Here is a 24605-nt window from a genome sequence, read left to right as displayed (position 1 = left end):
AAGGGAGTAGATGCGATGAATGCAACAACTCAAACATATATAGAAACTGTGAAAGTCAGTGATATACCCTGGCATCGTTTGACCACAACTTACGGCCGTGCTACAGATTTTCCTGCTCATTTTGAGGTGTTGTGGGATATGAAGGACGTTGATGCCATTGATGCGGCAGGTGAAGAGCTGGCCCAAAACATTGAGCATCAATCGACTTTATGGCATGCTACGCCCTTTGCGTTGATTTTTCTATTACGTATTTTTAAAAAAGCCGTTGAAGAACAAGGCCATAATCAGATCGCAAGATATTTAGTAAAAGAATTAGCTGAATTATTCATCATTATTGCTGAGTGTATTAGAGATGGTCTTATGCTAGAACATGTAGATCAATTATCGAACTTTGAGGATATGCTCAACGAAGAGTATCTTTGGTCTGAAGAATATGATGAAGATGAAGATGTTCTTAGATATGAGGAAGAAGAGGTATTTCCGGATGATCTGTTCTTTAGCTTCTACTACTATTCTTTACAAGTGCTTCTATTATGTAAGCCATTGTTAGACAAAAATAACAAATATGAGGTTACGTTGCTAGAATTGTTGACAGAGATAGAAAACTAACTATCAGTGGAGGCTTCGAATTATTCGGCATTTATGGAGATTATAGATTCCTAAGTAACTATGTAAGTTTTAGATTACTGAGTATCTAGGGAGGTTTTAGAGTATGGGACTCATTGCAAATTATAATTGTATAAGTGATGAAAGCTTAAAAGAACTCAAAGGGTTAGGCTCATCAAAGAAGGATCTTTTTGAAACCGTTGAAGAGTGGAGCGATGAGGACGAGTTATTGCTCGACATCGATAAGATGTGGGATGTCCTTCACTTCGTGCTTACTGGTGTGAGTACTGATCATAGAATAGATGATAATCCACTTAGTCAAGCTGTGCTTGGTGTAACGTCTATAGAGGATTTATCAGACTATATGGCCTATACGGAACATTCTCAAATAGCTGATATTGTAGCGGCTTTAGAGCAGTTTGATATGGAACAAGCACTCGAATCTTTCGATATGAAAGCCTGTAAAGAGGCTGAGTTATACCCAAATATTTGGGACTATGACGAAGAAGAGGAGGAAATCATAGATGAGCTTCTCCATGACTTCGAGCAGATGAAAGGGTTTTATAAAAAAGTACTAGAATCGACTGGGCATGTGATGATTACGATTTATTAAGTAGATTCTTAGATTTGGTATGTTCTCAACGAAAGCTAAAGAAGTTACTTATAAAATGGGGCGTCTATAAAGATATGAGCAAGGAAGAGTTTAGTTATGGTTAGGTGTACCAATACAAATTATAATAGGCATAAGGTTTTGTATGATCTATGCCTTTTTGCTTTTAATAATTTATATAAAATTATGGACATTTAGTATAAATAGTCTTCTTGTATATTATATTAGTAACGATATAATAAGAGTATAAGGGGGAGATAAAGGTATTTTATAAATTAAATAGGGGGATATTGTGATTACCAATGTTGAAAAACAATATTTTATTAGTTTATTAAATCGGAATGGGTATGTATTGAATTTTAGTACAAATAGTTTTGATAATTTTACTATAAATAGTATTGGTATTGCTTTATGTAATCATTATGGGCTTTCTAAAGGAAAATCATTAGAGGCATTTCTTTTAGAGTGCTCGCCAGATGAAGCAAGAAAACTTTTAGCTGATTTAGTTAGTTATTATGAAGCTAACTACCATTATGAAATTGAACATAAAGATAAAAAATATTATGGTTTGTATGTTAAATGTAGAGAAATCTTGGATCGAGAACCTTTTGGTGGTACAGCGGTAACCGCTGCCATTTTTGATGATTTAGAAAGTGCGTTTTCTACAGAATATATGTCAGATCAGTTACAAAGGTGTTTGAATGAAGCAAATGTTAATCCTACAGAGGCTATTGGTAAGGCAAAGGAAGTTTTAGAAAGTTGTTGTAAAACAATATTACAGCAAAGAAACTTTCAAGAACGAATTCCAATTAACTTAAATAAATTAACAAAAGAAACTTTTAATATATTAGGTATTTCTTCTGAATCAGTTAATATGGAACGTCCAGAAGGTAAGCTAGTTGCTAGCCTTTTAGCACACCTATCTGGTGTTGTTAATTGCATGGCAGAGCTACGAAACTATTATGGTTCTGGTCATGGGCGAAGCGCACAATATCAGGGATTAACGAAAAGACACGCTTATTTAGCGGTAAATATATCATTTTCATTAATGCAATATTTATGGGAAACGCATAATGAACGTAGGGAATAAATTAAAATATTATGAAATTTTTGACTGTTATATTGGCACAATAAAATAGAGTGGCAATTTTTTGTTTGTGTATCGCTGTTTTGATTTCTGATACGCGCACCATAATTTTTATATACTGCTGGCGATATTAGCGATTTTATCTAAGAAGCGCCGGCGTTTTTCATCTGAGCTGTTTTCTGTGCCCGTCAACTGGGTATATGTAACAGGTTTAATGCCGCAGGATTTCAGAACTTGATTTTTTAACACCTTGCCATAGTCCTGGATAAACGGCGTCAAAAAGGCGGGAGTGTTGTGGGTTGTGATAATCCAGGCCGATTTCCCCTGTAAATGACCTATAAGGCCTCTTTTACCGTATGAATAGGCAAAGCCCGCTGTAAATACGCGATCGATAAAGCCTTTGAGCATTGCGGGCATACCGCTCCACCAAATTGGGTAGATAAAGATGATATGGTCCGCCCAAGTAATCATATTGCGATACTTTTCCATGTCCGGCACAGTGCTTAAATCTCGACGTTTGTGCGTGTTATCAAATCGCAATATAGGATCGAATTGCTCCTCATATAAATCCAAGGTCTTTACATTGTGGTCTTTTGAAAGATTCTGTTGCACTACTTTCAGAATAGCGCTATTAAAACTTTGATGATTAGGATAGGTGTAAATGATTAAAATATTCATGGCTAGTTCCTTTCTATTTAATCATCGTCAGGTTGAAGCAATTTGTATAGTAAAATGGTATCTATATTAAGTTAAAGTCTAGTGAAGAGTATTTATTCTGAAAGTAAATGGCGATAGAATTTGCTAAGGAAGTATTGTTAATTTCTTCTATTTGCAGGTGTTACCATAAAGGTATATAGTATAGACATGTGATGGATATAGTCACATGTCTATTTTTATAAGGAGGACGCTATGCAACACGTTCAAACCCGCAGTACTACGTCCGCGTTAGTACTCACAGCCGTATTGATTGCCCTCGCAACATTGTTTACCATGTACACGAAAATCCCAGTACCTGGCATTCGCGGCTATTTCAATGTAGGAGATGTCGTTATTATGACGTCAGCTCTATTATTAGGTCGAAAATATGGCGCCTATATTGGTGCTATCGGCCCGGCGCTAGCTGATTTATTCCTCGGCTATGTAGTCTTTGTACCCATCACCTTCGTGGTGAAAGGCATTGAAGGCTATCTTGTCGGTACTGTCTATAACAATAAGACAACTACCTCTGCCTTGGTAGCAACTATCGTAGGCGGTATTGTTATCGTAGCTGGCTACTTTATCGCCGAATACTTTGTATTTGATCCAGGCGTAGCCATTGTAAGTATTTTAACTAATACTATTCAAGCTGTTATGAGCGTTATTATTAGTATGATTTTATATGCTATATTACGGAGACGACTTGCGTAATAGTATACTTATTGGTATACGATGTAGAAAAAGATGTTAGTATAGTTAATGATGACACTCAAGAAAGTACAGCGCTAGTAGCGCTGTGCTTTCTTTGTTTTTATTATAATTATCCATGAACTTTTAATTGTCATTATTTTCCTTAAAGTATTGATGCTTAGATAAATGGACATATTTTATTTGTTTTGTTAATATAAAACTCAATAATAATTTTATGTTGTGTGTTATGATTGGTGAAATTTTATGGTTAGAGTTTTATATTTATTTTTATTGCTAGTTGTTTTGAGTCCTATTAATGCTTTTGCTGATTATCAGAGGGACACGCTTGATATAGAACTCTCTCTTAATGAGCAGATACAGTCTCAGTTAAAGATTCCGGCTGAAGTCCTTAGAACGAAGAATGATAAAGATTATAGTTTTGCATTACAGGTAAGAACGGATTCTCAAGGACGTATTACTTCTGTTGAGTTAGATCCAAATGAGTATATATCTAATGATGAGATATATTCAAAATTAGTACAGTCTGCAAAAGATACAGTTTGGAATATAGGGGATATTGATGTTAAAGAAGAGCTTGTTATTTATATTCCATTTAATTTTATAATCTCCTCTAAGGATGATGTAAATTGACAGTCTTTAGAATTCAGACTATACTATAAGTACAAAAGAGCCAGTTAACGTGTTCTTGGCGTTAGGCTCATCAAACAAATTGGAATTTGATAAACCTAACGTGTCTAAGTATTGCCGTACTTAGTCTTAAACGTTAGGTTTATCTTATTTTATAATCAATATATTGATTATTTTTTAAGAATTAACACTACGAGGGTAGCGAATAAAATCATTAATGATAATGCTTCGTATACAGTCATAATGTCACCTCCCTCAAAAGACGGAGATGAACCCAACTCACGTTAATGGCTCTTTCGTTATTAGTATATAGCAGAAATTATTGATTGAAAAATATGGATTAATTTCGTACAACTTGTACACGAATAAAAGGGAGACTCTATGAAGAGTCTCCCTTTGTTAGTTATAAATAGACTAATATTTATTAATAGATTTTTTATTGCATAGAACATAAGTTCGGTTTATAATGAAGTAGATAGCCGACGAGGTTGGGCCTCTCTTCGTTTATAAAGGGAGGGATGCTTATGAGTGAATTTGAGATCTTTTCGACTGTTCTTGGCTTTTTGACAGTTGGTATTTCCTTCGGGACACTTATTGTTCGTATTTGCTCCAGAAAAAGCAAATAGCCCTTCGTTACCGCTGGGTAGCTAGGTAAAACAAAAGGCCATTTCCTGAGTTTTCAGTTTTTGAGATGAGCCTGACGTGACTACTCGCTCGGCTATCATTTATATTATAGGTTGTATCTCATATATCGTCAAATTAGAATAGATATCCCTGAACAGTTCGAACAATATCCAATAGAACGGGCATCATTGTAGAGCTTTTGCTTTTAATAATATGGTATAATACTTTCATTATGTAGTGAAAAAGGAGATCTAAATGGCAAATTTACCTAACTGCCCTAAGTGTGGCGACGAGTACACATACGAAGACGGTCATATGTTTATCTGCCCTATGTGCGGTAATGAATGGACCGCTGCCGATACGGAGGCTGCTGCTGAGGCGGGTATCATTCGCGATGCTAACGGCAACGAGCTCGCTGATGGCGATACAGTTGTTGTTGTAAAAGACCTCAAAGTAAAAGGTGCGGGCGTATTAAAACAAGGTACGCATGTAAAAAATATTCGCCTCATCAACGATGCAAGCGACGGTCACGATATCGATTGTAAAATCGATGGCTTCGGTGCGATGGCATTGAAATCTGAAATGGTTAAGAAAATCTAATCTAAGGAATCCCTACCGATAAAAATTCGGTAGGGATTTTTTCGTGGTATAATCAACTTATAATGCATATAGTAAGAGAGTTTTTAGATGAGAGGAAACTATGTTTAACCGTGTTATTTTATTGGCCTTATTAGTATCTATGATGAGTCCTATTAGTTCTCTAGCTGCAGATTTAAAGCCTGCGGACAAGCGTAATTATGAATTGCAACAACAGATTTCTTATAACGTAATCATTCCACCAGAGGCTTTTGAAACGAGTGCAGACGGAACATTAATCGTTCCTATAGAGATTAAGACGGACGATAAGGGCAATATTATAGCTGTTGAAGCGGGTCCTAATAATTGGAAGCTAGATCGTGAAGCGTACCCAATTTTTGAGGAGGCTGCTAAAGAGGCGGCTTGGAATACTAAGCATGTTGATACTGATGAAGCGCTCGTTGTAACGATTCCCGTTAGTATTGTCATGTTATCTGATAATAATCTAAAGAAATGATAAAGGAGGACTTATGGAGGCTACAAAAGATTTAGAGAGATATACTTACGAACTTCTCGCTGAACGGGGAGTCACATTAGAGGACATTGCAGAACTTGTTTTTTATGTACAAAAACCATATATGCCGAACTTAAAACTTGAAGAGTGTAGAGATAGTGTGGCGTCTGTACTATCTAAACGGGAGGTACATAATGCAATTATTACGGGCATAGAGCTTGATAAGTTGACAGAGCAAAATAAATTATCTCAGCCATTGCAACGTATTGTTGCTAATGATGAAAGCCTATATGGTATTGATGAAATTTTAGCTTTTTCCATCGTTAATTTGTATGGATCTATTGGCTTTACAAATTATGGATATTTAGACAAGGTGAAGCCAGGTATCATCAAAAAACTAGATAGCGAAGAAGGGGGACGCTGTAATACATTCCTCGATGATTTGGTAGGTGCCGTAGCGGCAGCAGCGGCAGGGAAACTAGCACATAATGAACCAAATCGTGTACAACATGCTATAGTAGAAGAATAGAAGTCCGTCATATATCTACTTGTCGATAAAGTATGAGGTGGGCTTCGATGACTCATTGATAACTCTTTGACAAGACTTGATGACAATTTGGCAACAAGTTGATGACAATTTATAGAGTTGGTAGATACTATTGATGTTATAAAGAATAAAGAGTATAAATAATATTGATTGGAAATAAGTACTTTGTTTTGTAGCTATATACAGGAGGAGCTATGCAAAAGGTTCTGGTAGTAATCGATATGCAAAATGATTTTGTCGATGGTGCACTTGGCTCATCGCAAGCACAGTTAATCGTAGATAATGTGCGTAAGAAAATTGAAAGCTTTGATGGCCCTATTATCTTTACTCGCGATACACATGATAGGGATTACTTGGAGCGTCAAGAAGGGAAACTTTTACCAGTGCCTCACTGCGTTAAAAATACCGAGGGCTGGCATATTGTGGATGGCTTGATTGAGGCTGCAGAAGGTCGATCAATTATGAGTCCTGTATCCTTTGTAGATAAACCAAACTTTGCCTCTTTTGAGTTGCTTACACGGTTAGAGGGCATGGATAGGGTAAATCCTATTGAGTCTATTACGCTCATCGGCTTATGTACAGATATTTGCGTTGTGTCCAATGCGATTATGCTGAAAGCAGGCTTGCCAGAGATTCCTATTCATATTGATTCGAGTTGCTGTGCTGGTGTAACAGAGGAGTCCCATCAAGCGGCATTAACAACGATGAAAATGTGTCAGTGTATCATTGACTAACTTGTGAATCAAATTTATATAAAACTATATGTGATTGCTGATCAAAAGTCATATAACAATTAACTAATTAAAGGCTGTAGGAGTTCCTATGGCCTTTTATGTTAGTCTTTTATATTGACGTTTTTCTATATAATGTGTACAATTAGATAAAGAATGATAATTCATATCAATTTGTTAGCTAAAATATTATATCCTAACTTCTGGTTACGTTAGGATAATCAGTCTCTTCTTGAAGTATATATGCTATGCTAGTAGATTGATTCTATATTACCGATGCAGGTGCATCGAATCGCTTTCACAAGAACGATGATACGAAATAGTTAGCATTGTTCTATGCCCTAAATTTAAGGAGGACTACTATGAAACCTTTCGAACTCGCACCATTACCGTATGCGTATGATTACCTTGAACCTGTTATCGATACTGAAACAATGAAATTGCATCATGACAAGCATCATCAAGCCTATGTTAATAATTTAAACGCTGCTATCGAAAAATACCCTGATCTTCCGTATGGCTGTGTAGACTGTATTCTCGGCGATATTGCTAATGTGCCTGAAGATATCCGTCAAGCAGTTATCAACAATGGTGGCGGTCACAAGAACCACACCATGTTCTGGGACATCATGACAAAACCAGATACTTCTAAATTGCAAGGTCCTTTGAAAGAGGCTATCGATGCTGAACTTGGTGGCTACGATGCTTTTGTTGAAAGCTTCTCTACTGCGGCAGCTACACGTTTTGGCTCTGGTTGGGCTTGGCTTGTAGTTAACAAAGATGGCAAGCTAGAAGTGACATCCTCTGCGAACCAAGATAATCCTTTATTGGAAGGTAAAAAAGCAATTCTATGCTTAGATGTTTGGGAACATGCATACTATTTGCACTACCAAAACCGTCGCCCAGACTATATCAAGGAATTCTTCCGAGTTATTAATTGGGACAAAGTTTCTGAAAACTACGAAAAAGCATTGAAACCACATCATGATTAAGTGGTACACTTGTTAGAAACAGAAACAGAAACAGAAACAGAAACAGTAACAGTAACAGTAATAGACAAGTAATTTAAATATATAACGGATAGTTGATGTGTCTCCCTTCATGTATGAGGTGGGATGGATAATCATCTATCCGTTATTTTTATCTTTTTTTACTGTTTTCGAGCGTATAAGCGTATAATTTATTTTATTGGTAAAGAGTTACTATTGGTAAAGCGTTACATGACATTTTGAAAATTTTTGAATTACTTTCAAAAGTATTGCCACGGATACAGATTTTCTAATCGATATCGTTTATCATAGATTCATAGGTCATTATATATAGACCTTTTACAGTAAATAGATAGCCTTATATGCGAGATTTTTACGTATAGGGGCTCATTAATATTAGTAAGTATTTTATAAAGGTTTTGACATGAGGGGCTCAAAATGGAAAAGAAATTAGATCTATCCAAATCTGTATATGATTTGGTAAAAGAATATCCTGAAGTAGCAGATATTATGAAAGAATTAGGGTTCAGCGAAATCACAAACAAGGTGATGTTGAACTCTGTTGGTAAAATCATGACCATCCCGAAAGGGGCGAAGATGAAAGGCGTATCCATGATCGATATCGTGGGCGCTTTCATGAAAGCTGGCTTTACCTTAGAAGGTGAAATGCCAAATCTATCTGGTGATGATGCGGAAGCTGCGAGTCATCCTGGCGTGGCACCTACTGCAGCGGCTACAAAGTCTAATGTTACGGACGCATCTACTAACGTAGCATCTAGCACTGTTGCAGCAAATGCAGTAGAAAGCAGTGTACCAGTATCTACTACAGCGCCAGCTAACACTGACGAGAATTTCGGAGCTAAGGCTGAAGATACAGTTCAAGATAGCGAACGCGTAGAGCAGCTCAAAGGTTTCTTGAAACGTTTAGGTACAGGTGAAGACCTTGGTGCCGTTCGTGAAGACTTTGCTAGTCAATTCGCCCATGTTGAGGCTAGTGAAATCATGAAAGCTGAACAAGGCCTTATGCGTGAAGGCACACCACTAGCAGAGGTTCAACAATTATGTGACCTTCACTCCGCATTGTTCCACGGTTCTACTATCCACGAACAAATGGAGTCTGAACACGCTAAGGTTGAGGCTGTACTAGAGGCTCAAGAAAAGAGCAAAAGTGTGGTATCCTTGGTTGAAACTGTAGGCCATCCACTCAATCGATTAACAGAAGAAAACAAAGCTCTTGATATGTTGATTGAAGCTACAAAGGTTAAGGTGGCCGATAAGACTGCTACGGTAGATGATGTGAACGAAGTGCGCCAAGTGTCTATTCACTACGCTAAGAAGGGCGACCTTTTATATCCACATTTGAAAGTAGCCTATGATATTTCTGGCCCATCCATGGTTATGTGGACGGTTGATGACGATATTCGCGATGGCTTTGGTCGTCTAGCTCGTGCTAAGTCTATTGATGATGCTTGGTACGAAGAGTTTGATGGTCTTCTCACACGTGCTCAAGAGATGATCTATAAAGAGCAAAATATCTTGTTCCCAATTTGTGCAGAGAACTTTAGTACTGAAGAGTGGTATCAAATCTACAAAGATACAGCGCAGTATGAAGAAATCTTTGGGGTAAAACGCACTGTTTGGACAGAGGCTGAAGCCGCATTAGCTACACAAACAACAAAAGCAAGTGGCGATGATAATACTATTGCTCTAATAGGTGGTAGCTTAACTGTAGATCAATTAAATGCCATGCTTAATACAATGCCAATGGAAGTCACCTTCGTTGACCACGAAGACATTAACCGTTACTTCAACGATGGTGAAAAGGTCTTTAAACGCCCTACTACAGCTATCGGTCGCGATGTATACTCTTGCCATCCTCCAAAGATAGAGCCTATCGTACGCGGTATTATTGAATCCTTCCGCAAAGGGGAACGCGATAATGTGGCGGTATGGCTTGAAAAGGTAGGTCGTCCATTCTATGTAAACTATATGGCGGTGCGCGACCAAAACAATAATTACCTTGGTACATTAGAATTAGTACAAGACATGCAATTTGCAAAAGACCATTTCAAACGTTCTTAGTAAATTTTATTTTAAATATCTTTACTAAAAGGCCATTTTAAACATTCTTAGTAAAAGCTATTTAAATATCCCTGCTAAAAGGCTTTTCAAACGTTCCGAATAATCGATTATTTTAAATACTCCTGATAAATAATTGCTTTAATACTCCTAATAAAGGCTTTAGATGTCGTTAATAGTAACGTATGATTAGCTAAAAGTAGGTTTAAATATAATAAGAGGCAGTCATAGACGTGTTATAAACAGCTGTGACTGCCTCTTTTGATTATATAGTGATATTGAAAGTTAACTATTATTTTAAACCTGAAATATTTAAATGTTTTGTAGGATAGCATCCGTAGCAATTTTGATGTTCTCAAGGCTTGTGGCCAAGTTCAAGCGCACAAAGGTTGCGTAGCTTTCACCACCAAACCATTCACCAAAGCTTGGTGCAATACCGCATTTATTTTCAAAGAAATCATGTATTTCCTCTGGTTTAAGATAAGCGCTAAAATCGATCCAAGCCAAATAGGTGCCGTCCATAGGGCTAATGCGAAGTTCAGGCAAGTTGGCAAGTAGTTTATTGTACATATAATCATAGTTTTCTTTCACTACAGCGAGTAGGTCCGTTAGCCATGCTTCTGCTTCTGGATGCGTGTAGGCAGCTGTGATGGCTGCCTCGGCAATGACGTCCGAATCTGTATGATATACAAGGGCTTTAAAGGCGTTGTAATGATTTCGCAACTCTTCGTTAGGGATAATGACCTCTGCGTGGTGCAGGCTAGCCATATTAAACGATTTTGACAACGAGGACATGGCGATGAGCCTGTCTGTATACGCTCCGTTAGACACAGTTAATGCAGATGTAAATGGTTTAAGTCCCGTGATGAGGTCCTGATGGATTTCATCACTAATGATAAGGACCTTATGTTGCTGGCAGATACTAAATAGTCGATCCATTTCTTCTAAAGTCCATACGTGGCCTACTGGATTGTGCGGATTACAGTGAATGAATAACTTAACATCGTGTTTGACGATAGCCGCTTCAAAGGCCGCGTAATCAACAGCATAGCGGTTATCTTCGTTGTGTGTCATGGGAACGGCGATGATTTGCCGCTTCGCATCGCTGGCGCTACTGTCGAATGCGCCGTACACAGGGCTTAACACTGCGATGGCATCATTTGTTTTTGTGAAAGCTGCTATGCACCACATAATGCCCGTAATGACATTAGGTGCGCTGGTGAGCCAACTACCATCAATTATGCAACGATGGCGGCGCTTATACCAACTAATGACAGCCTTTAGGTAATCGGGATTTGTCATGGTATAACCTAAAGGATTGGCTTTTACATAGTTGCAAATCGCCTCTTGGATGCACTGAGGCGGCATAAAATCCATATCCGCAACCCATAGTGGTAATAGGTCAGTTCGATTGAATTTTAACTGTTGTCCGTTCCATTTTCTGGAATGAGATCCTTGGCGATCAATATAGTATTTTTTGGTAAACTCTGCTGTGTTCATAGGGAGCCTCACATTGGTCAAAATTCAGGATAGATTTGGCTGTGATTAGCGTACAAAAGTCGTAAATCTCTGTTTATATTATATCAATATATATGTATCAAGTTATATGTAAATATTAACATAGTTTAATCTTGCATATAGTACTAAAGCAATTATGTTATTAATTACATAATTGTTTTGCTAAGGTAGTGCTAAATCAGTATTACATTAGCGATGTCATAATCATTTTCTTAAATCTCAAACAAAACACACAGAAGGTTTTATTCGCACACATATTTAATCTTAAAAAACAATCCTAAACCAAACCTTGAGCTATATATCGCTATGAAAGGGGGGGAGGCCTACTGGTGCCTCTTTTTCTATGCAATCCTTGCAAGTATAGGGGCTATATTGGCATACCAAAGGTGTGATAATTGCTTGACTGTTGGGACTTTCACAATTTAGAATATACTATAGAATAGTGTGAGTCTGACCAGTGACCACACGTCTATCAAATGGTTACAAAAGATAAATGTTAGCAGCATGTGGCGGCGTCCCTATGTGAGAGGGCTCATCGGAATGCTTAGGTGCATGCAACGCTGTAAGTATAGTACTGGATCCTTGTTAGGAGGCATGTGCCATGAGTAACGAATTAAAACCACTACATTTTGATGCGGATTATACGATGGAGGAAGCGCTCGCAGAGGCGAAACGTTGTCTAAACTGTCCAAAGCCATTGTGCCGTATGGGTTGTCCTATTGAAAACGAAATACCTCGTTTCATCCAAGCTATCGCACGTGGTAATTTTGGTGAAGCTAATGATATCTTGGCGGAACGAACAAATTTACCGTCTATCTGCGGTCGCGTGTGCCCACGAGAAAATCAATGCGAAGGCAACTGTATCATGAATAAGGCGAAAAAACCGCCTATTAACATCGGTAAATTGGAACGCTTCGCTGCTGACTTTGAAAGCATCAATGAACTTCGCAAACCTAAGAAGATTAAACAAGATCTTGGTAAGGTAGCGGTAGTAGGGTCTGGTCCTGCAGGTTTGTCCGTAGCAGGTGATGTGGCTAAACTCGGTTATGAAGTAACCGTATTTGAAGGTCAATCTGAACCAGGGGGCGTACTCTTATTTGGTATTCCGGAATTCCGCTTGTCTAAAGCTGTTGTACGTCGTGAAATCGCTCGTCTTGAAGGGTTAGGCGTTAAGTTCGTATGCAATACATTTATCGGCCAAGATAAAACTTTGGACGATCTCTTTGCTGAAGGATATGATTCTATCTTCATCGGTACTGGTACGCATATTCCTCAAGACGTGCGCATGGAAAACGATGAAGTACCTGGTGTATTCCAAGCAATGTACTTGTTGACGAATGTACAATTGGTAGAAAATGGGGAACTTGATGAAAATCAAATTCCTGTTAAAAAAGGTGACCGTGTTATCATCATCGGCGGTGGTAACGTAGCGATGGATGCGGCTCGTACATGCGTACGTTTAGGCTGCGAAGCGGTAACAGTAGCATATCGTCGTAGCCAAGAACAAATGCCAGCCTTGTTGTCTGAATACGAAGAAGCCCGTGCTGAAGGCGTTCAATTCCAATGGTTCGCTTCTCCGGTAGGCGTAGAAGGTACAGATAAGGTTGAAGGCTTCAAATATGAAGTGATGGCGCTTAACGAAGATGGTGCAGGTATCCACGGCACTGGTAACTTCCAAGTCATGCCTGTTGATAAAATCATTATCGCTGCAGGTCATAAACCAAATGCTCGTCTTGTAGGTGAAGGTAATAACTTAAAAGTAGATGAAAAAGGTTATATTATTACATCTGAAGATCCATATGGTATGACTAGTCGTGAAGGCGTATTTGCAGGTGGTGACGTTGTTCATAAACCTGCTACTGTAGTATTGGCTATGCGTGAAGCTAAAAAAGCTGTTGATGGCATGGTTAAATACATGGAAATCAAAAAAGCACAAGAAAGCGCAAATCAATAATTTTATATAAATACATAGAAAGGACTATACAGTTCAGTTGTATAGTCCTTTTGTATTGTTAATAGACTTATTATTCCTAAATGTATTTTAACAATATTGCGTATTTACTATATATCGCATTTACTATATATCGTATAGTCTTCTTGTATTATGAATAGAACTAGGTGATTTTATAAATCAAGTGTATGCATAATGTATAAATGCTGTATAAAAATTGCAATATATAGATAATACCTGTATTTTTGATTTGCTATCTGTATTTTTAATGATAATAACTTTTATATATACTAAAATTCCACGAAATGATGAAATATTACGCTACATATAATACATATAAAAAAACCTTAACTAAACTAATTGGTGCATTAGTTTTTGTTAAGGCTTTTGTGTTATCGCTTTTCAACCATTACTAGGAAATGATTGAGCCTAGATTTATAGTAAAGGCATAAATATGTGTTGAGGGAGAAAGTAGATAGAGGCTGCCATGAATCCTATCGTATGTTGTCAAGATCTACAAGTTCGAGAAGAAGTTCACAAGCTTGGTGTATTGATTTTACTTTGGCGTAGACAATTGGGAATGACTCAATATCAATTGGCAGATAAATCGGGTTTAGCCCAATCTTATATTAGTGACCTTGAAAGTGGTGCCGTAGATCCTCGGTGGTCTACAATTTATAGAGTCATATATGGACTTGGAGAAATGAACATACAAGATTTTTTGAATGGGCCGCAAACAATTAGAAGCCTAAAGATTCATTAATGATGATGACTTCCATGGTTTGCATATTGCGCATCTTTTTATAGTAAATCGTTAATGCATTGCATATACGATCCGGAGAACCACAGTCATAGCATTTTTCTTCTAATGTAGCACATGGATTGAGAGAGCTCTTTTTATTCTTTTTACTGTTGAGCGGAGCGGCTACATTTCGTGCGCGATAGATGGCGGAAGCTAAATCTGGCGTGATTTTGTTGATGCCTAGCACAAAAAATACCTCCTGAGAGCCGAATAAAGAGGCTGCAACACGATTACCCGTACCATCGATATTCACCATCTCTCCCGTCTGAGCAAGAGCGTTGACTGAGGTGAGGAATACATCACGGCCCATGGTGCGTAATGCGGTGTCGCGGAAGCTTTCACCGGGAAGCGGACGTTGAATATCTGTTATGTCATCGTTGACCTGGGCTAAGACATCATGAACCTTGAGCTCCAATAAGGTGTGAGAATCACCGATGGCTACACATTTATTTTGAATACGGCCTTTTAAATAGGAAATAGCTTCTGCGCCTGTTTCAAAATAATGAACTACAAATTTATTTCGCTCCAAGGCTTTAATCGTTTTCTCTATGTCTATAGGCGTTTCGTTATTTTCTGGATTTATAACGGCGTTGATTGTTGTCTCAGTATTTGCCATAAGCCCTCCTAAATGAGTGTATAAGGAATATAAATTGGCATTTTGCTATCCGTATTTTATTTCTATTATTGTAGCGTGTATGTGTAAAGAGTTCAATTATTGGTATGTAGTTCGTAGATAAAACTTATTTGAGGCGTTAGGTTTTAAATTAAAAAATTAGGAATCTAATCCAATCTTATATTTAAAATGATAAAAAGTTGGAATGAAATCCAAGTTGATAGTTAAAATTGAGAAAAGTTGGAATGAGTTCCAACTTTCACAAAAGAGTATAATACTAGGAATGATATGTTAAGAAATAATTTTTACTTTTACCAATAGGTTGAATTTGCTATAATAATAGTATTGATATGGCGTAAAGCCAATGTTAAGGAGGCAAAAATCGTGGATTTAATTCAAAAATTAAAAGACCAAGTAAAACCATTAGGTAAAAAAATCGTGTTGCCAGAATACAAAGATGAACGCGTATTGAAAGCAACTGAAATTATTTTGAAAGAAGGTTTCGTAACACCTGTACTCGTTGGTAATCCTGCTGAAATCGCTGAGGCTGCTAAAGCTGTTGGTGTATCCATCGAAGGTGCTGAAATTATCGATCCAGCCAACTATGATCGTTACCAAGAAATGGTTGATACATTCGTAGAATTGCGCGCTAAAAAAGGCATGACTCCTGAAAAAGCTGACGCAACTATGAAAGGCGATTGCTTGTTCTTCGGCGCTATGCTTGTTCGCCTTGGCGCAGTAGATGGCATGGTTGCTGGTTCCGCTTGCCCAACAGCAAACGTATTGCGCGCTGCATTGCAAGTTGTAGGTACTAAACCAGGTCTTAAAACTGTATCTTCTTCCATGTTCATGTTCACAAGCAAAAAAGAATATGGCGACGACGGTATGCTAGTATTCTCTGACTGCGGCGTATTGCCTAATCCAACTAGCGAACAATTGGCTGATATTGCAGAATCCACTGTAGAAAAAGCTCGCAAAGTTGTTGGCATGGCTGACCCTCGCGTATCCATGTTGTCCTTCTCCACAAAAGGTTCCGCTTCCACTCCAGAAGTAGATAAAGTGGTTGAAGCTGTTAACATCTTGAAAGAACGCAACGTTGATTTCAAATTTGACGGCGAATTACAATTGGACGCTTCCATCGTTCCTTCCGTAGCAGAAAAGAAAGCTCCTGGTTCCAACGTAGCTGGTAAAGCTAACATCTTGATCTTCCCTGATCTTCAAGCTGCTAACATTGGTTACAAATTGGTACAACGCTTCTCCGGCGCTGATGCTCTTGGCCCATTGATTCAAGGCTTGGCTAAACCAGTTCATGACCTTTCTCGTGGCTGCTCTGCTCAAGACGTTGTAGACGTTGCTGCTATCGCTGCTGTTGAAAGTATCTAATAGCTGCCTACATAATTATATATACACATATGTCATGTATGTTTTGATATGCTGAAAGCTGGCTCTATAGGGCCAGCTTTTTGTATGTTCAACATATATCCATATATTTTATATTTATCACGCCATGTTATTTCCTACAGCGTTACCATTGTTGTCATGTTACTTTCAAATTCGTAGCCACTGCGACAGACAGAATCCATGGTTGGTCGTATAGTATAACTATAAGAAAATAGATCGGCGTAAACGATTGGAGGTGTATCTTATGAGTTTTGGGACTATTAATAAATCCATGACCGTAGCTGATGCGGTTAAAGTAAATCCAGAGTTAATGGATGTATTAGCAAAAGATGGAATTGATTTTTGCTGTGGTGGCGGACATCCTTTAGCGGAGGCTATTGCAGAAAAAGGTAAAGATGTGGATGCATACATTGCTATGCTAAATGATGTACAAGTTGCTCAGAAATCTTCTCGTGCAGAGGTGCTTAGCTATTCTAAAGACCAATTGATTGATTATATCGTTCATAATTACCATCGAGAACAATTAAATATGATTGATGAAATTGACCAAGGGTTGGCAAAACTGCTAAATGTACATTATGACCATCATGGTGAGGAATTGACAAAGATTTATCAAACCTTTTTGCAACTCAAATCCGCTCTTGTACCTCATTTCCGGCATGAAGAACATGTAGACTTCCCTGAGTTTAAAGCGGGGAAACCCGTAGACTTTGAAGAACTTCGTGCTGAACACGAAGCTGCAGGTGTACTTTTGGAATCCTTAAGTGCATTGACCAATCAGTACACGGCACCAGCAGATGGTTGTGCTACTTATGTCTATGTATTTAAGACCATGAAAGCCTTAGAAGAAGGCCTTCATGAACATATTTTCTTAGAAAATTCTGTTTTGTTTGACATGAAATAGATTATAATATCATCTATATAACGAACAAGGAGCTATTGCAAAATGGCTCCTTGTATGTAGTAAAGACACCAATTGAATGGTTGGTGTCTTTTGTTATCTTGAGAATCATGAGTTTGTAGCTATAGTATGGGGGAAATACATCATTTGCATAAATTCATATAGAAGGTGTATGATTAAGTTAACTATATTTGATTAATATCTTTAATCAATATATTGAGTAAATGCACTTGATATATACAGGTGTAGGTATGTTTGAAGTCGTGAAAAGGAGAGGGCTATGATTTCTGTATTCGACACAAATCCTGTTGTTTTTGAAAGTACGGATCGTATATTGACGGTTAGTTACAATGGTGTACTCTGTAAAGATTCGAATGGACAAGTTATAACTGACATTGATTTTGATGATGTAAATGAGCTTCATCTTACAAGATATTTAAATTCAAATAGTAACTATTCGATTATATTTAGAGACCATAATTGGAAAAATATAGAAGGTCAAGATTTAGATACTGACCGTACAGATTATAATACTGGTCATAATATTCGTGAAACCAAAGCAATCATTGCTGCTTTTGCTCGCCATAAATTGACAGCGGACTTCCCTGCGAATTTAGATACTCTTCAATTGCCACTAGATTACTCCTATATGGGTAAACGAGAAATTACTATTAAAAACGGTGTTATTTCGAATGGTAAGGTAGATATTCCTATTAATGAAATTCGTCGCGTAGTGTGTGCATCTAATGGTACAATTAGTAAACTATTAGTATATAAAGAAGAAAAACCTAGTTCTTTCTTTAAAAAGATTTTCGACAAATGTGATATGAAAATTACGTTGAATGCTATTACGTTGCCTTTGTTGGAAGCTATCGTAACGCGTAATACAGGCCATGGTATCGATTTCTCCCGCGGTAATGGCTTTGATCAAAAGGATTCCAACTATATTATTATTCGCTATCTTGACTCTGGATTCTTCCTTGAAAAAGATGGTACAGCAACAACAGAATGGCAAAAAACTGCGGCGGAAACAACGGCAAAATTTAATTATGATGTGAAAACATTATTAGTGTAATAAAGATTTTTAATTTAAATTAGGAGATTCCATGTCTGTATATCAATTTTCCCTGCCTACTAAGTCTGGTGAATTACAATCCTTACAAACTTATGAAGGTAAGGTTCTTATCATTGTTAACACGGCGAGCAAATGTGGATTTACTCACCAATATGAGGGTCTAGAGGCTCTTTATAAGCAATATAAAGAGCAAGGATTAGAAATTATTGCTGTTCCTTCCAATCAATTTGGAGAGGAAGAACCTGGTTCTAATAACGAAATCCAATCTTTCTGCAAATTGAATTACGGTGTTACTTTTACCGTTATGGGGAAAGCAGATGTACGCGATGAAAGTGCATTAGACCTTTTCAAATACATGATACGGGAACAACCATTCCAAGGCTTCCCACCTAGTGATAAAACTGAAATGCTTACAGATTATCTCAATGGTATCGATCCTAATTATTTAAAGGACGATGAGGTAAAGTGGAACTTCACTAAGTTTGTTATAGATCGTAAAGGTAATGTGGTAGGGCGCTTCGAGCCTGTTGTAAAACCGATGGAAATGGAAACTTTCATTAAAAAAATTATTTAGTAGAGTCATTAGTATGGTAAAGAAAAGAACCGCTAGTTTTTGTAACTAGCGGTTCTTTTGTGTAAATAAATAAATACATATATATTTATTTATTTTTGTTTATACATAGTAATGTAAGGTTTTATGTGAATAGGAAATAAAATTTCCTAGGAGATTTTTGTATCTTTATGGGCTTAAAGTATGTTTTGAGGCTCATCTTCAAAGATAAATCCTGTCATCGATAGGGAGCCCGAATTATAGGTTTGATTAAATACAGTCGGTTTTGTCCCTTCGCTAGCGGCCATAATATAGATTAATGGTAGATAGTGATCTGGTGTAGGTGCTGCGTAGCTTGCATGAGGATGTGATGTGTAATTAACAACAGTATCTACATCATTTTCTAAGATTGCCTTAGAAATATATTGGTCAAACTCAATTGTGGCAGAGGTGCCGGATGGATTATCCCATTCTATGCGTCTTAGATTATGAACGATATTACCGCTGCCCATGATAAGATAGCCTTCATCGCGTAATGACTGAAGCTTTGTTCCTAGTTGATAGGCTTCTTTTGGGCTTAGGTATTTATTGATAGATAGTTGGACAACGGGAATCGATGCATCAGGGAACATGTGAACTAACACAGTCCACATGCCGTGATCGATACCCCAAGTGTCATTTATAGAAACGGAGTTACCCAGTAATTTTTGTACTTTTTTTGTTAAATTGCTGTCACCCTTTGCAGGATACACAACTTCGTAAAGTTCTTGAGGGAATCCATACATATCGTAAATTTGCTTTGGGTTCTCTGCGCTTTGAACATAGGTGTCATCTGCATACCAATGGGCAGAGATGGCAAGTATGGCTTTTGGTTTGCCATAGTTGTTAATTATATTTTGTCCTATACTTTTGAAAGTATTTGTTGTTTCTGTATGTTCTAAAGCCATCATAGGGCTGCCGTGACCGACGAATAGTGTAGGCATGCGTTTCATAATATCACCTAATCCTTCAATTGATAATGTGTAATCTGTTTAATGCTGTAAAATTGATACAATTGTTTAGCTATAAATGTTGATGACTAAATCTAATAGTTATTGATTCACCAACCGATAATTGTATTTAGTTAGTAAGTTTATTATATATTGGTGCAAATATTTTGAATAGTAGAATTATTTGAGATAGGTACTATCAAATATAATAGAATTGTGATATTTACTGATTAAAAAATTTTCAAAAATTTTTGTACCCTAAAAAATGATACTATAAAATACTTGCAATTCTAAAAAATTGTGATATGATTTGAACTACATTAAGTGGAAATATTTCTAATACCGAAATAGAAATTTGTAGTGTAGCTATAAAGAGTAGCTTAGTTATAGATGTTAATTTTGTTATAACAAGCTACTTAAGCTAGATATATAAGGAGAATGACAATGGCAGAGCAACTTGTAAATGTTCATGATTTAGTGGGGCGGTGTCCTTTTGCAACGAGCCAAAAGTTATTGGCTGGCAAATGGTCTTTGTTGATTATGCATGAATTATCTGAAGGTCCTGTGCGCTTCCGTGAATTAGAACGGAGATTACATCCAATCACACAAGCAACACTTACAAGAGCGTTGCGCCAAATGGAAGATGATGGCCTTGTACATCGTGAAGTATATGGAACCATTCCACCAAAGGTTGAATATAGCCTTACCGAAGTGGGAGCTGGTTTTAAAACTGTATTAGCTTCCCTTGAAAACTGGGGTAACCAATATATCGACTATATGAAAGCCGCTGGCCGCATCTAAGAAATGCCAGCGGCATTTCTGCCCTTATTATGATACATATGGGGCACTATATATTTGATAAGTCTTAAAAAAAGTCCTTTATATGTGTCATGAATAGCCATTTGTTTATGCCATGCATTTAGAAAAATATGGTATAATAAAAAATACGAATGATATAAATTCTCAATAAATCAGAGGTATTGATAATAATGTTACATGTTACTTTTTTAGCGCATAGCGGATTCCTTGTAGAGGATGGTAAGCGTTGCTATGTATTTGATTATTATAAGGATCCTAATAATATTGTTTGGCAGTTGGCTAAACGAGGTCGTGAACTTTGGTTCTTCGTGAGTCACACTCATGGAGATCACTTTAATCCGTCCATTACGGAATTTGATGGTCCTCAAACGCGCTATATTTGCCATCAAGATGTGCCATTAGAAGGCAAGGTAAAAAAATGTATTACCATGCGTTCTGGCCAAGATGCGATATTAGATGATGTAGGCATCCATATGTATGGCAGCACCGATGAAGGCGGTTCTTTTTACGTAAAGACAAATACGGCGAATATCGACTCTGACTCTATCTTCCATGCAGGCGACCTTAATTGGTGGCATTGGCTTGGCGATACGCCAGAAAACAATGCGGATGCAAAGCGTATGGCTTGGCGTGAGTTCAAGGAATTAGACGGCTTATCCGTAGATGTAGCGATGTTCCCAGTAGACAATCGTCTCGAAGACGCTATGGAGTGGGGTAGTATTGAATTTTTGCGCCGTGTACAGGTGAATAAAGCCTTTATTCCAATGCATTTAAATGGTCCATTATGGGTACCGTCTGTATACTTTAAAGCTCTCTTTGGGGAGGTGCCGATTTGGGAGCCTCAAAAAGATGGCGATGAGGCTACTTTTTAGATTGTAGATATAATTTGTGAAAGTCCGTAGGCCTCGAGGTCACTACGTTATATAGGGATAGTCTATATGCGTAATTGAGTAAGTTAGGATCAAGTGATGATGAAAACCAAACCAGTGGCAACCACCCTATTGGTTGTCATGGCTATTATATTTTTAATTTCATATCCGCAACGACATGATACATTTTGGGCCTTTATCATGCATATCTCTGGAGCAGCTATGATAGGTGGCCTCGCGGATTGGTATGCAGTAACGGCTCTCTTTACGAAGCCTTTAGGCATTCCTTTCAAAACGGCAATCTTGCCACGCAGTAAGGAACGATTAATTCAGATAGGCCGTACTATGCTCAGCGAAGAGCTATTGCGCGTGCCACAGATGTATTATGCTATCAAAAAAGAACGCGTTATGGTCCGTATCGTTGAATACGGCATGAGCGATGTGGGACAAGTTCAAATTCGAAATCTCTTGTACGGTGTGGGCAATCAAGTTTTATCTCATATGGATATTGAACCGATGCGCCAAGAGATTAATAAGGCCATTTATAAGGGGGTTACAAACTGGAAAGCAACACCCCTTGTTATTCTCTTTGGTCGTTGTATGCTAGAACGTCACACAGCAAGCGTGTTTTGGCTTTATTTTAACCGCACATGTCAGCGTGTTATCGCATCAAATCAGGTATACCCGTATTTGTATCGCGTCATGCTAGACATTATGAAAACTTATACAAAGGATTCTTTTTTTCGCGAATTGGCTATCGCCTTTGGTGGAGATGGACTTTCACCAGAACGATTGGTAGAAACGGTACAGAAAAAAGCTGTTCAGTTCTTGAAGGAAAATGAATCTATTGATTCTGCATTGGGGCGCTATGTATGGGGCCAAGCGATTCGATTCTTCAATAACCTAGAAACCAATACAGAATGGCAAGCTTTCATCGAAGAACATAAAAATCAGTGGATTAGAATGGTTCTTGAAGAATGGGAAGGCAAACTTATCGATGGGGATACATTGGACTGGAAACGCCTCATGGACATCGTTATAGATCGCTTTAATGTGCTTGGCACCGAAATTTTGTTGAATCCAGACAAGCAGGCGCCGTTTGAGCGGTTCTTCTTGTTGCGTAGTATTCCGTGGTTGCAGAAGTTGAACCCGCTCATCGACAGTGTGGTAGGTCAGGAATTATCTCGTTACTCGCCTGATGAAATCACTCAAATTGTTCGCGGCAAAATGTACTATGACCTTCAAATGGTGCGTATTAATGGTTCCCTTATAGGCGCTGTCCTTGGCGGCATCTTATACGGTTTGACCATCATTGTAGAGGGGGTGCTCAAATGATTAGTTATTTGAAATCCCTTACCTTGAAACAGCGTGCTAATGGCATTCTAGGCTTGACTGCCGTATTGTATTGTTTTGCTTTTGTAGGACAATTTTTCTTTGGCCATGAAAGTTGGTATCAACCGTTGTACTGGGCTGTTCAATCTGCCCTCATCGGCAGTGTGGCTGACTGGTTTGCTGTAACGGCTTTATTTCGCAAGCCACTAGGCTTCCCATATCATACAGCGCTAATTCCTCGCAATAAAGATCGCCTCATTAATGGTGTCATTAAACTTGTAGAGACGAAGATGCTTACCAAGGAGCGTTGTAAAGTATTATTAAAAAATGTGCAATTTGTGCCATTGTTTGAGAAGTTCTTGTTGTCTCCTGAGGGGCAACGAGCAGCACGCCTTGTGATTCATCAAGGACTACACCTTTTATGGAAATCTCAAACTAATGAAGAATGGGCACAATGGGGGGCAAAACGCATTCGTGGATTGCTTCAACAACATTCTCTCGTGCCCGTTTTGAAACACGTATTACTCGATTTATGTGAGCATAATCGCTATGAAAGTATGGTTGTGCAAGTTCTAAACGTGATTCAAGAACGGATTAATCATCCGGCTATGGTTACCTGGCTTACCGCTGTCGTAGCAGAAGAGGCACATAAGAAAAAGCGAAAAGGCTTCTGGTCTGATTTCCTTATTTCTATGTCCGAAGCTACCGATGTAGTAAACTATCAAGAAATGGCAGAGGCTATTGTACAAGAGGCCTATGCGATGCTGGAAAGCTGGAAGCGGCCCAATAGCCCCGAACGAACTGCTTGGTTGCGACAATGGGTAGAACCAATTCGTAATATTGAAGAGAATCATGAAGTCTGCGATGCTCTTAATGAAGCGTGGGAACGTTGGATTCGCGAACAAGACTGGGAATCTGTTATCGAAAATCATTTATGCCCTTATATAGAAGAACTATTGCTCGTAGGGGATGAAAACGGAGAAACTCCGGCTCAGGTTTTAGTTAATATTGCTCTTGAATTATGGAATGTATACGGCCAATCAGAAGATCTTAGAAATCGTATTGAAAAAACCTTACACGATATTGGCGACTATGTACTTGAACAAGGGTATGACCTCATTGAAACTATCATACGTCAAGTATTAGGTGGCCTCAGTACAGATAAATTTATTTACTTTATTGAATCTAAGGTGGAGGACGATCTCAGCTGGATCCGCATTAATGGTGCTATCGTTGGTGCTGTAGCGGGTCTGCTTGTATGGACTTTCTTAGAATATGTATATATGCCGTTTTGGCAACAATTTGTAGGCTAAAGTTAATTATCTATAATAAGTTGCTTTAAAATTAAATACACAAAAACTAGCATATAGAAGGAGCTTCTATATGCT

26 protein-coding genes are annotated in these 24605 nt (G+C 38.0%); 21 read left to right on the top strand and 5 right to left on the bottom strand.

All coding sequences use genetic code 11. The features are described from left to right. Window positions 1–15: 15 nt before the first annotated feature. The 3 genes from E7L28_RS05650 (at window position 16) to E7L28_RS05640 (ending at window position 2306) form a co-directional block, all read left to right on the top strand. Window positions 16–609, top strand: coding sequence for a hypothetical protein (locus E7L28_RS05650; RefSeq protein WP_316604241.1), 594 nt, complete (start codon window positions 16–18; stop codon window positions 607–609). A 103-nt stretch (window positions 610–712) separates the two neighbouring features. Further along, a complete protein-coding gene (locus E7L28_RS05645) occupies window positions 713–1219 on the top strand; it encodes a YfbM family protein (protein WP_316604242.1) in 507 nt (168 codons plus the stop codon). Window positions 1220–1508: 289 nt separating this feature from the next. After that, a complete protein-coding gene (locus E7L28_RS05640; RefSeq protein WP_316604243.1) occupies window positions 1509–2306 on the top strand; it encodes an abortive infection family protein in 798 nt (265 codons plus the stop codon). Between the two features lie 108 nt (window positions 2307–2414). On the opposite strand, the gene E7L28_RS05635 is transcribed toward E7L28_RS05640, so the two are convergent. Beyond that, on the bottom strand, window positions 2415–2981 hold the full coding sequence (locus E7L28_RS05635) for an NAD(P)H-dependent oxidoreductase (protein ID WP_316604244.1): 567 nt from the start codon (window positions 2979–2981) through the stop codon (window positions 2415–2417). Between the two features lie 231 nt (window positions 2982–3212). Here E7L28_RS05635 and E7L28_RS05630 point away from each other — a divergent pair, with 231 nt between their 5' ends. Next, window positions 3213–3710, top strand: coding sequence for an ECF transporter S component (locus E7L28_RS05630; protein WP_316604245.1), 498 nt, complete (start codon window positions 3213–3215; stop codon window positions 3708–3710). 243 nt (window positions 3711–3953) lie between these two features. Next, window positions 3954–4340 (top strand): succinylarginine dihydrolase, encoded by a 387-nt coding sequence (locus E7L28_RS05625; RefSeq protein WP_227037256.1) that lies wholly within the window; start codon window positions 3954–3956, stop codon window positions 4338–4340. A 167-nt stretch (window positions 4341–4507) separates the two neighbouring features. Here E7L28_RS05625 and E7L28_RS09810 read toward each other — a convergent pair whose 3' ends face one another. Further along, the gene (locus E7L28_RS09810) at window positions 4508–4579 is read right to left on the bottom strand and encodes a putative holin-like toxin (RefSeq protein ID WP_219565824.1); all 72 of its coding nucleotides are present in this window, start codon (window positions 4577–4579) and stop codon (window positions 4508–4510) included. 637 nt (window positions 4580–5216) lie between these two features. Between E7L28_RS09810 and E7L28_RS05620 the strand changes: the two genes are divergently transcribed. From E7L28_RS05620 to E7L28_RS05595, 6 genes are all read left to right on the top strand, one after another. Then, entirely contained in the window at window positions 5217–5561 is a 345-nt protein-coding gene (locus tag E7L28_RS05620) for a zinc ribbon domain-containing protein YjdM (RefSeq protein ID WP_316692238.1), read from the top strand. 100 nt (window positions 5562–5661) lie between these two features. Beyond that, window positions 5662–6054: a hypothetical protein gene (locus E7L28_RS05615; protein ID WP_316604247.1), complete on the top strand. Its 393-nt coding sequence runs from the start codon at window positions 5662–5664 to the stop codon at window positions 6052–6054. A 13-nt stretch (window positions 6055–6067) separates the two neighbouring features. Then, window positions 6068–6580 carry a phosphatidylglycerophosphatase A family protein gene (locus tag E7L28_RS05610; RefSeq protein ID WP_298713719.1) on the top strand — a complete coding sequence of 171 codons (513 nt, stop codon included), beginning with the start codon at window positions 6068–6070 and terminating at the stop codon, window positions 6578–6580. 212 nt (window positions 6581–6792) lie between these two features. Beyond that, window positions 6793–7332 carry a cysteine hydrolase family protein gene (locus E7L28_RS05605; protein ID WP_287508050.1) on the top strand — a complete coding sequence of 180 codons (540 nt, stop codon included), beginning with the start codon at window positions 6793–6795 and terminating at the stop codon, window positions 7330–7332. Between the two features lie 359 nt (window positions 7333–7691). Beyond that, entirely contained in the window at window positions 7692–8321 is a 630-nt protein-coding gene (locus E7L28_RS05600) for a superoxide dismutase (RefSeq protein WP_316604248.1), read from the top strand. 435 nt (window positions 8322–8756) lie between these two features. Beyond that, complete coding sequence (locus E7L28_RS05595) at window positions 8757–10400, top strand: DUF438 domain-containing protein (RefSeq protein WP_316604249.1); 1644 nt, start codon at window positions 8757–8759, stop codon at window positions 10398–10400. A gap of 309 nt (window positions 10401–10709) precedes the next feature. Here the strand turns inward: E7L28_RS05595 and E7L28_RS05590 are convergent, their stop codons facing one another. After that, window positions 10710–11897, bottom strand: coding sequence for a MalY/PatB family protein (locus tag E7L28_RS05590; RefSeq protein ID WP_316604250.1), 1188 nt, complete (start codon window positions 11895–11897; stop codon window positions 10710–10712). A gap of 619 nt (window positions 11898–12516) precedes the next feature. Between E7L28_RS05590 and E7L28_RS05585 the strand changes: the two genes are divergently transcribed. Both E7L28_RS05585 and E7L28_RS05580 read left to right on the top strand, forming a co-directional pair. Beyond that, window positions 12517–13869, top strand: coding sequence for an NAD(P)-dependent oxidoreductase (locus E7L28_RS05585; protein ID WP_004694624.1), 1353 nt, complete (start codon window positions 12517–12519; stop codon window positions 13867–13869). Between the two features lie 484 nt (window positions 13870–14353). Continuing rightward, entirely contained in the window at window positions 14354–14629 is a 276-nt protein-coding gene (locus tag E7L28_RS05580; protein WP_227037261.1) for a helix-turn-helix domain-containing protein, read from the top strand. Here the strand turns inward: E7L28_RS05580 and E7L28_RS05575 are convergent. After that, the gene (locus tag E7L28_RS05575) at window positions 14607–15284 is read right to left on the bottom strand and encodes a lactate utilization protein (RefSeq protein ID WP_316604251.1); all 678 of its coding nucleotides are present in this window, start codon (window positions 15282–15284) and stop codon (window positions 14607–14609) included. The two genes, E7L28_RS05580 and E7L28_RS05575, sit on opposite strands and share 23 nt — an antisense overlap. A gap of 381 nt (window positions 15285–15665) precedes the next feature. Here E7L28_RS05575 and pta point away from each other — a divergent pair, with 381 nt between their 5' ends. The 4 genes from pta to E7L28_RS05555 all read left to right on the top strand — a co-directional run bounded on the left by pta (window position 15666) and on the right by E7L28_RS05555 (window position 19232). Continuing rightward, window positions 15666–16664: a phosphate acetyltransferase gene (pta, locus tag E7L28_RS05570; protein ID WP_008602113.1), complete on the top strand. Its 999-nt coding sequence runs from the start codon at window positions 15666–15668 to the stop codon at window positions 16662–16664. A 262-nt stretch (window positions 16665–16926) separates the two neighbouring features. Then, window positions 16927–17586 carry a DUF542 domain-containing protein gene (locus E7L28_RS05565; RefSeq protein WP_101928561.1) on the top strand — a complete coding sequence of 220 codons (660 nt, stop codon included), beginning with the start codon at window positions 16927–16929 and terminating at the stop codon, window positions 17584–17586. Window positions 17587–17863: 277 nt separating this feature from the next. Continuing rightward, a complete protein-coding gene (locus tag E7L28_RS05560; RefSeq protein WP_101928560.1) occupies window positions 17864–18658 on the top strand; it encodes a hypothetical protein in 795 nt (264 codons plus the stop codon). 31 nt (window positions 18659–18689) lie between these two features. Further along, window positions 18690–19232, top strand: coding sequence for a glutathione peroxidase (locus tag E7L28_RS05555; protein WP_174892382.1), 543 nt, complete (start codon window positions 18690–18692; stop codon window positions 19230–19232). 173 nt (window positions 19233–19405) lie between these two features. Here E7L28_RS05555 and ygiD read toward each other — a convergent pair whose 3' ends face one another. Next, on the bottom strand, window positions 19406–20200 hold the full coding sequence (ygiD, locus tag E7L28_RS05550) for a 4,5-DOPA-extradiol-dioxygenase (protein ID WP_101928558.1): 795 nt from the start codon (window positions 20198–20200) through the stop codon (window positions 19406–19408). A 441-nt stretch (window positions 20201–20641) separates the two neighbouring features. Between ygiD and E7L28_RS05545 the strand changes: the two genes are divergently transcribed. The 4 genes from E7L28_RS05545 to E7L28_RS05530 all read left to right on the top strand — a co-directional run bounded on the left by E7L28_RS05545 (window position 20642) and on the right by E7L28_RS05530 (window position 24530). Beyond that, window positions 20642–20998 carry a winged helix-turn-helix transcriptional regulator gene (locus E7L28_RS05545; RefSeq protein WP_004694640.1) on the top strand — a complete coding sequence of 119 codons (357 nt, stop codon included), beginning with the start codon at window positions 20642–20644 and terminating at the stop codon, window positions 20996–20998. Between the two features lie 188 nt (window positions 20999–21186). Further along, entirely contained in the window at window positions 21187–21888 is a 702-nt protein-coding gene (locus tag E7L28_RS05540; protein ID WP_101928557.1) for an MBL fold metallo-hydrolase, read from the top strand. Between the two features lie 96 nt (window positions 21889–21984). Continuing rightward, window positions 21985–23220 carry a DUF445 family protein gene (locus E7L28_RS05535; RefSeq protein ID WP_012864917.1) on the top strand — a complete coding sequence of 412 codons (1236 nt, stop codon included), beginning with the start codon at window positions 21985–21987 and terminating at the stop codon, window positions 23218–23220. After that, window positions 23217–24530, top strand: a complete 1314-nt coding sequence (locus E7L28_RS05530; protein WP_316691964.1) for a DUF445 domain-containing protein — start codon at window positions 23217–23219, stop codon at window positions 24528–24530. The genes E7L28_RS05535 and E7L28_RS05530 overlap by 4 nt, the downstream gene beginning before the upstream one ends. Window positions 24531–24605: the final 75 nt, after the last annotated feature.

Source organism: Veillonella parvula, from assembly GCF_032575955.1.
Taxonomy (GTDB): domain Bacteria; phylum Bacillota; class Negativicutes; order Veillonellales; family Veillonellaceae; genus Veillonella; species Veillonella parvula_J.
Note: the sequence above shows the minus strand (reverse complement) of the source record. Positions and strands in the feature narration are given on the sequence as shown.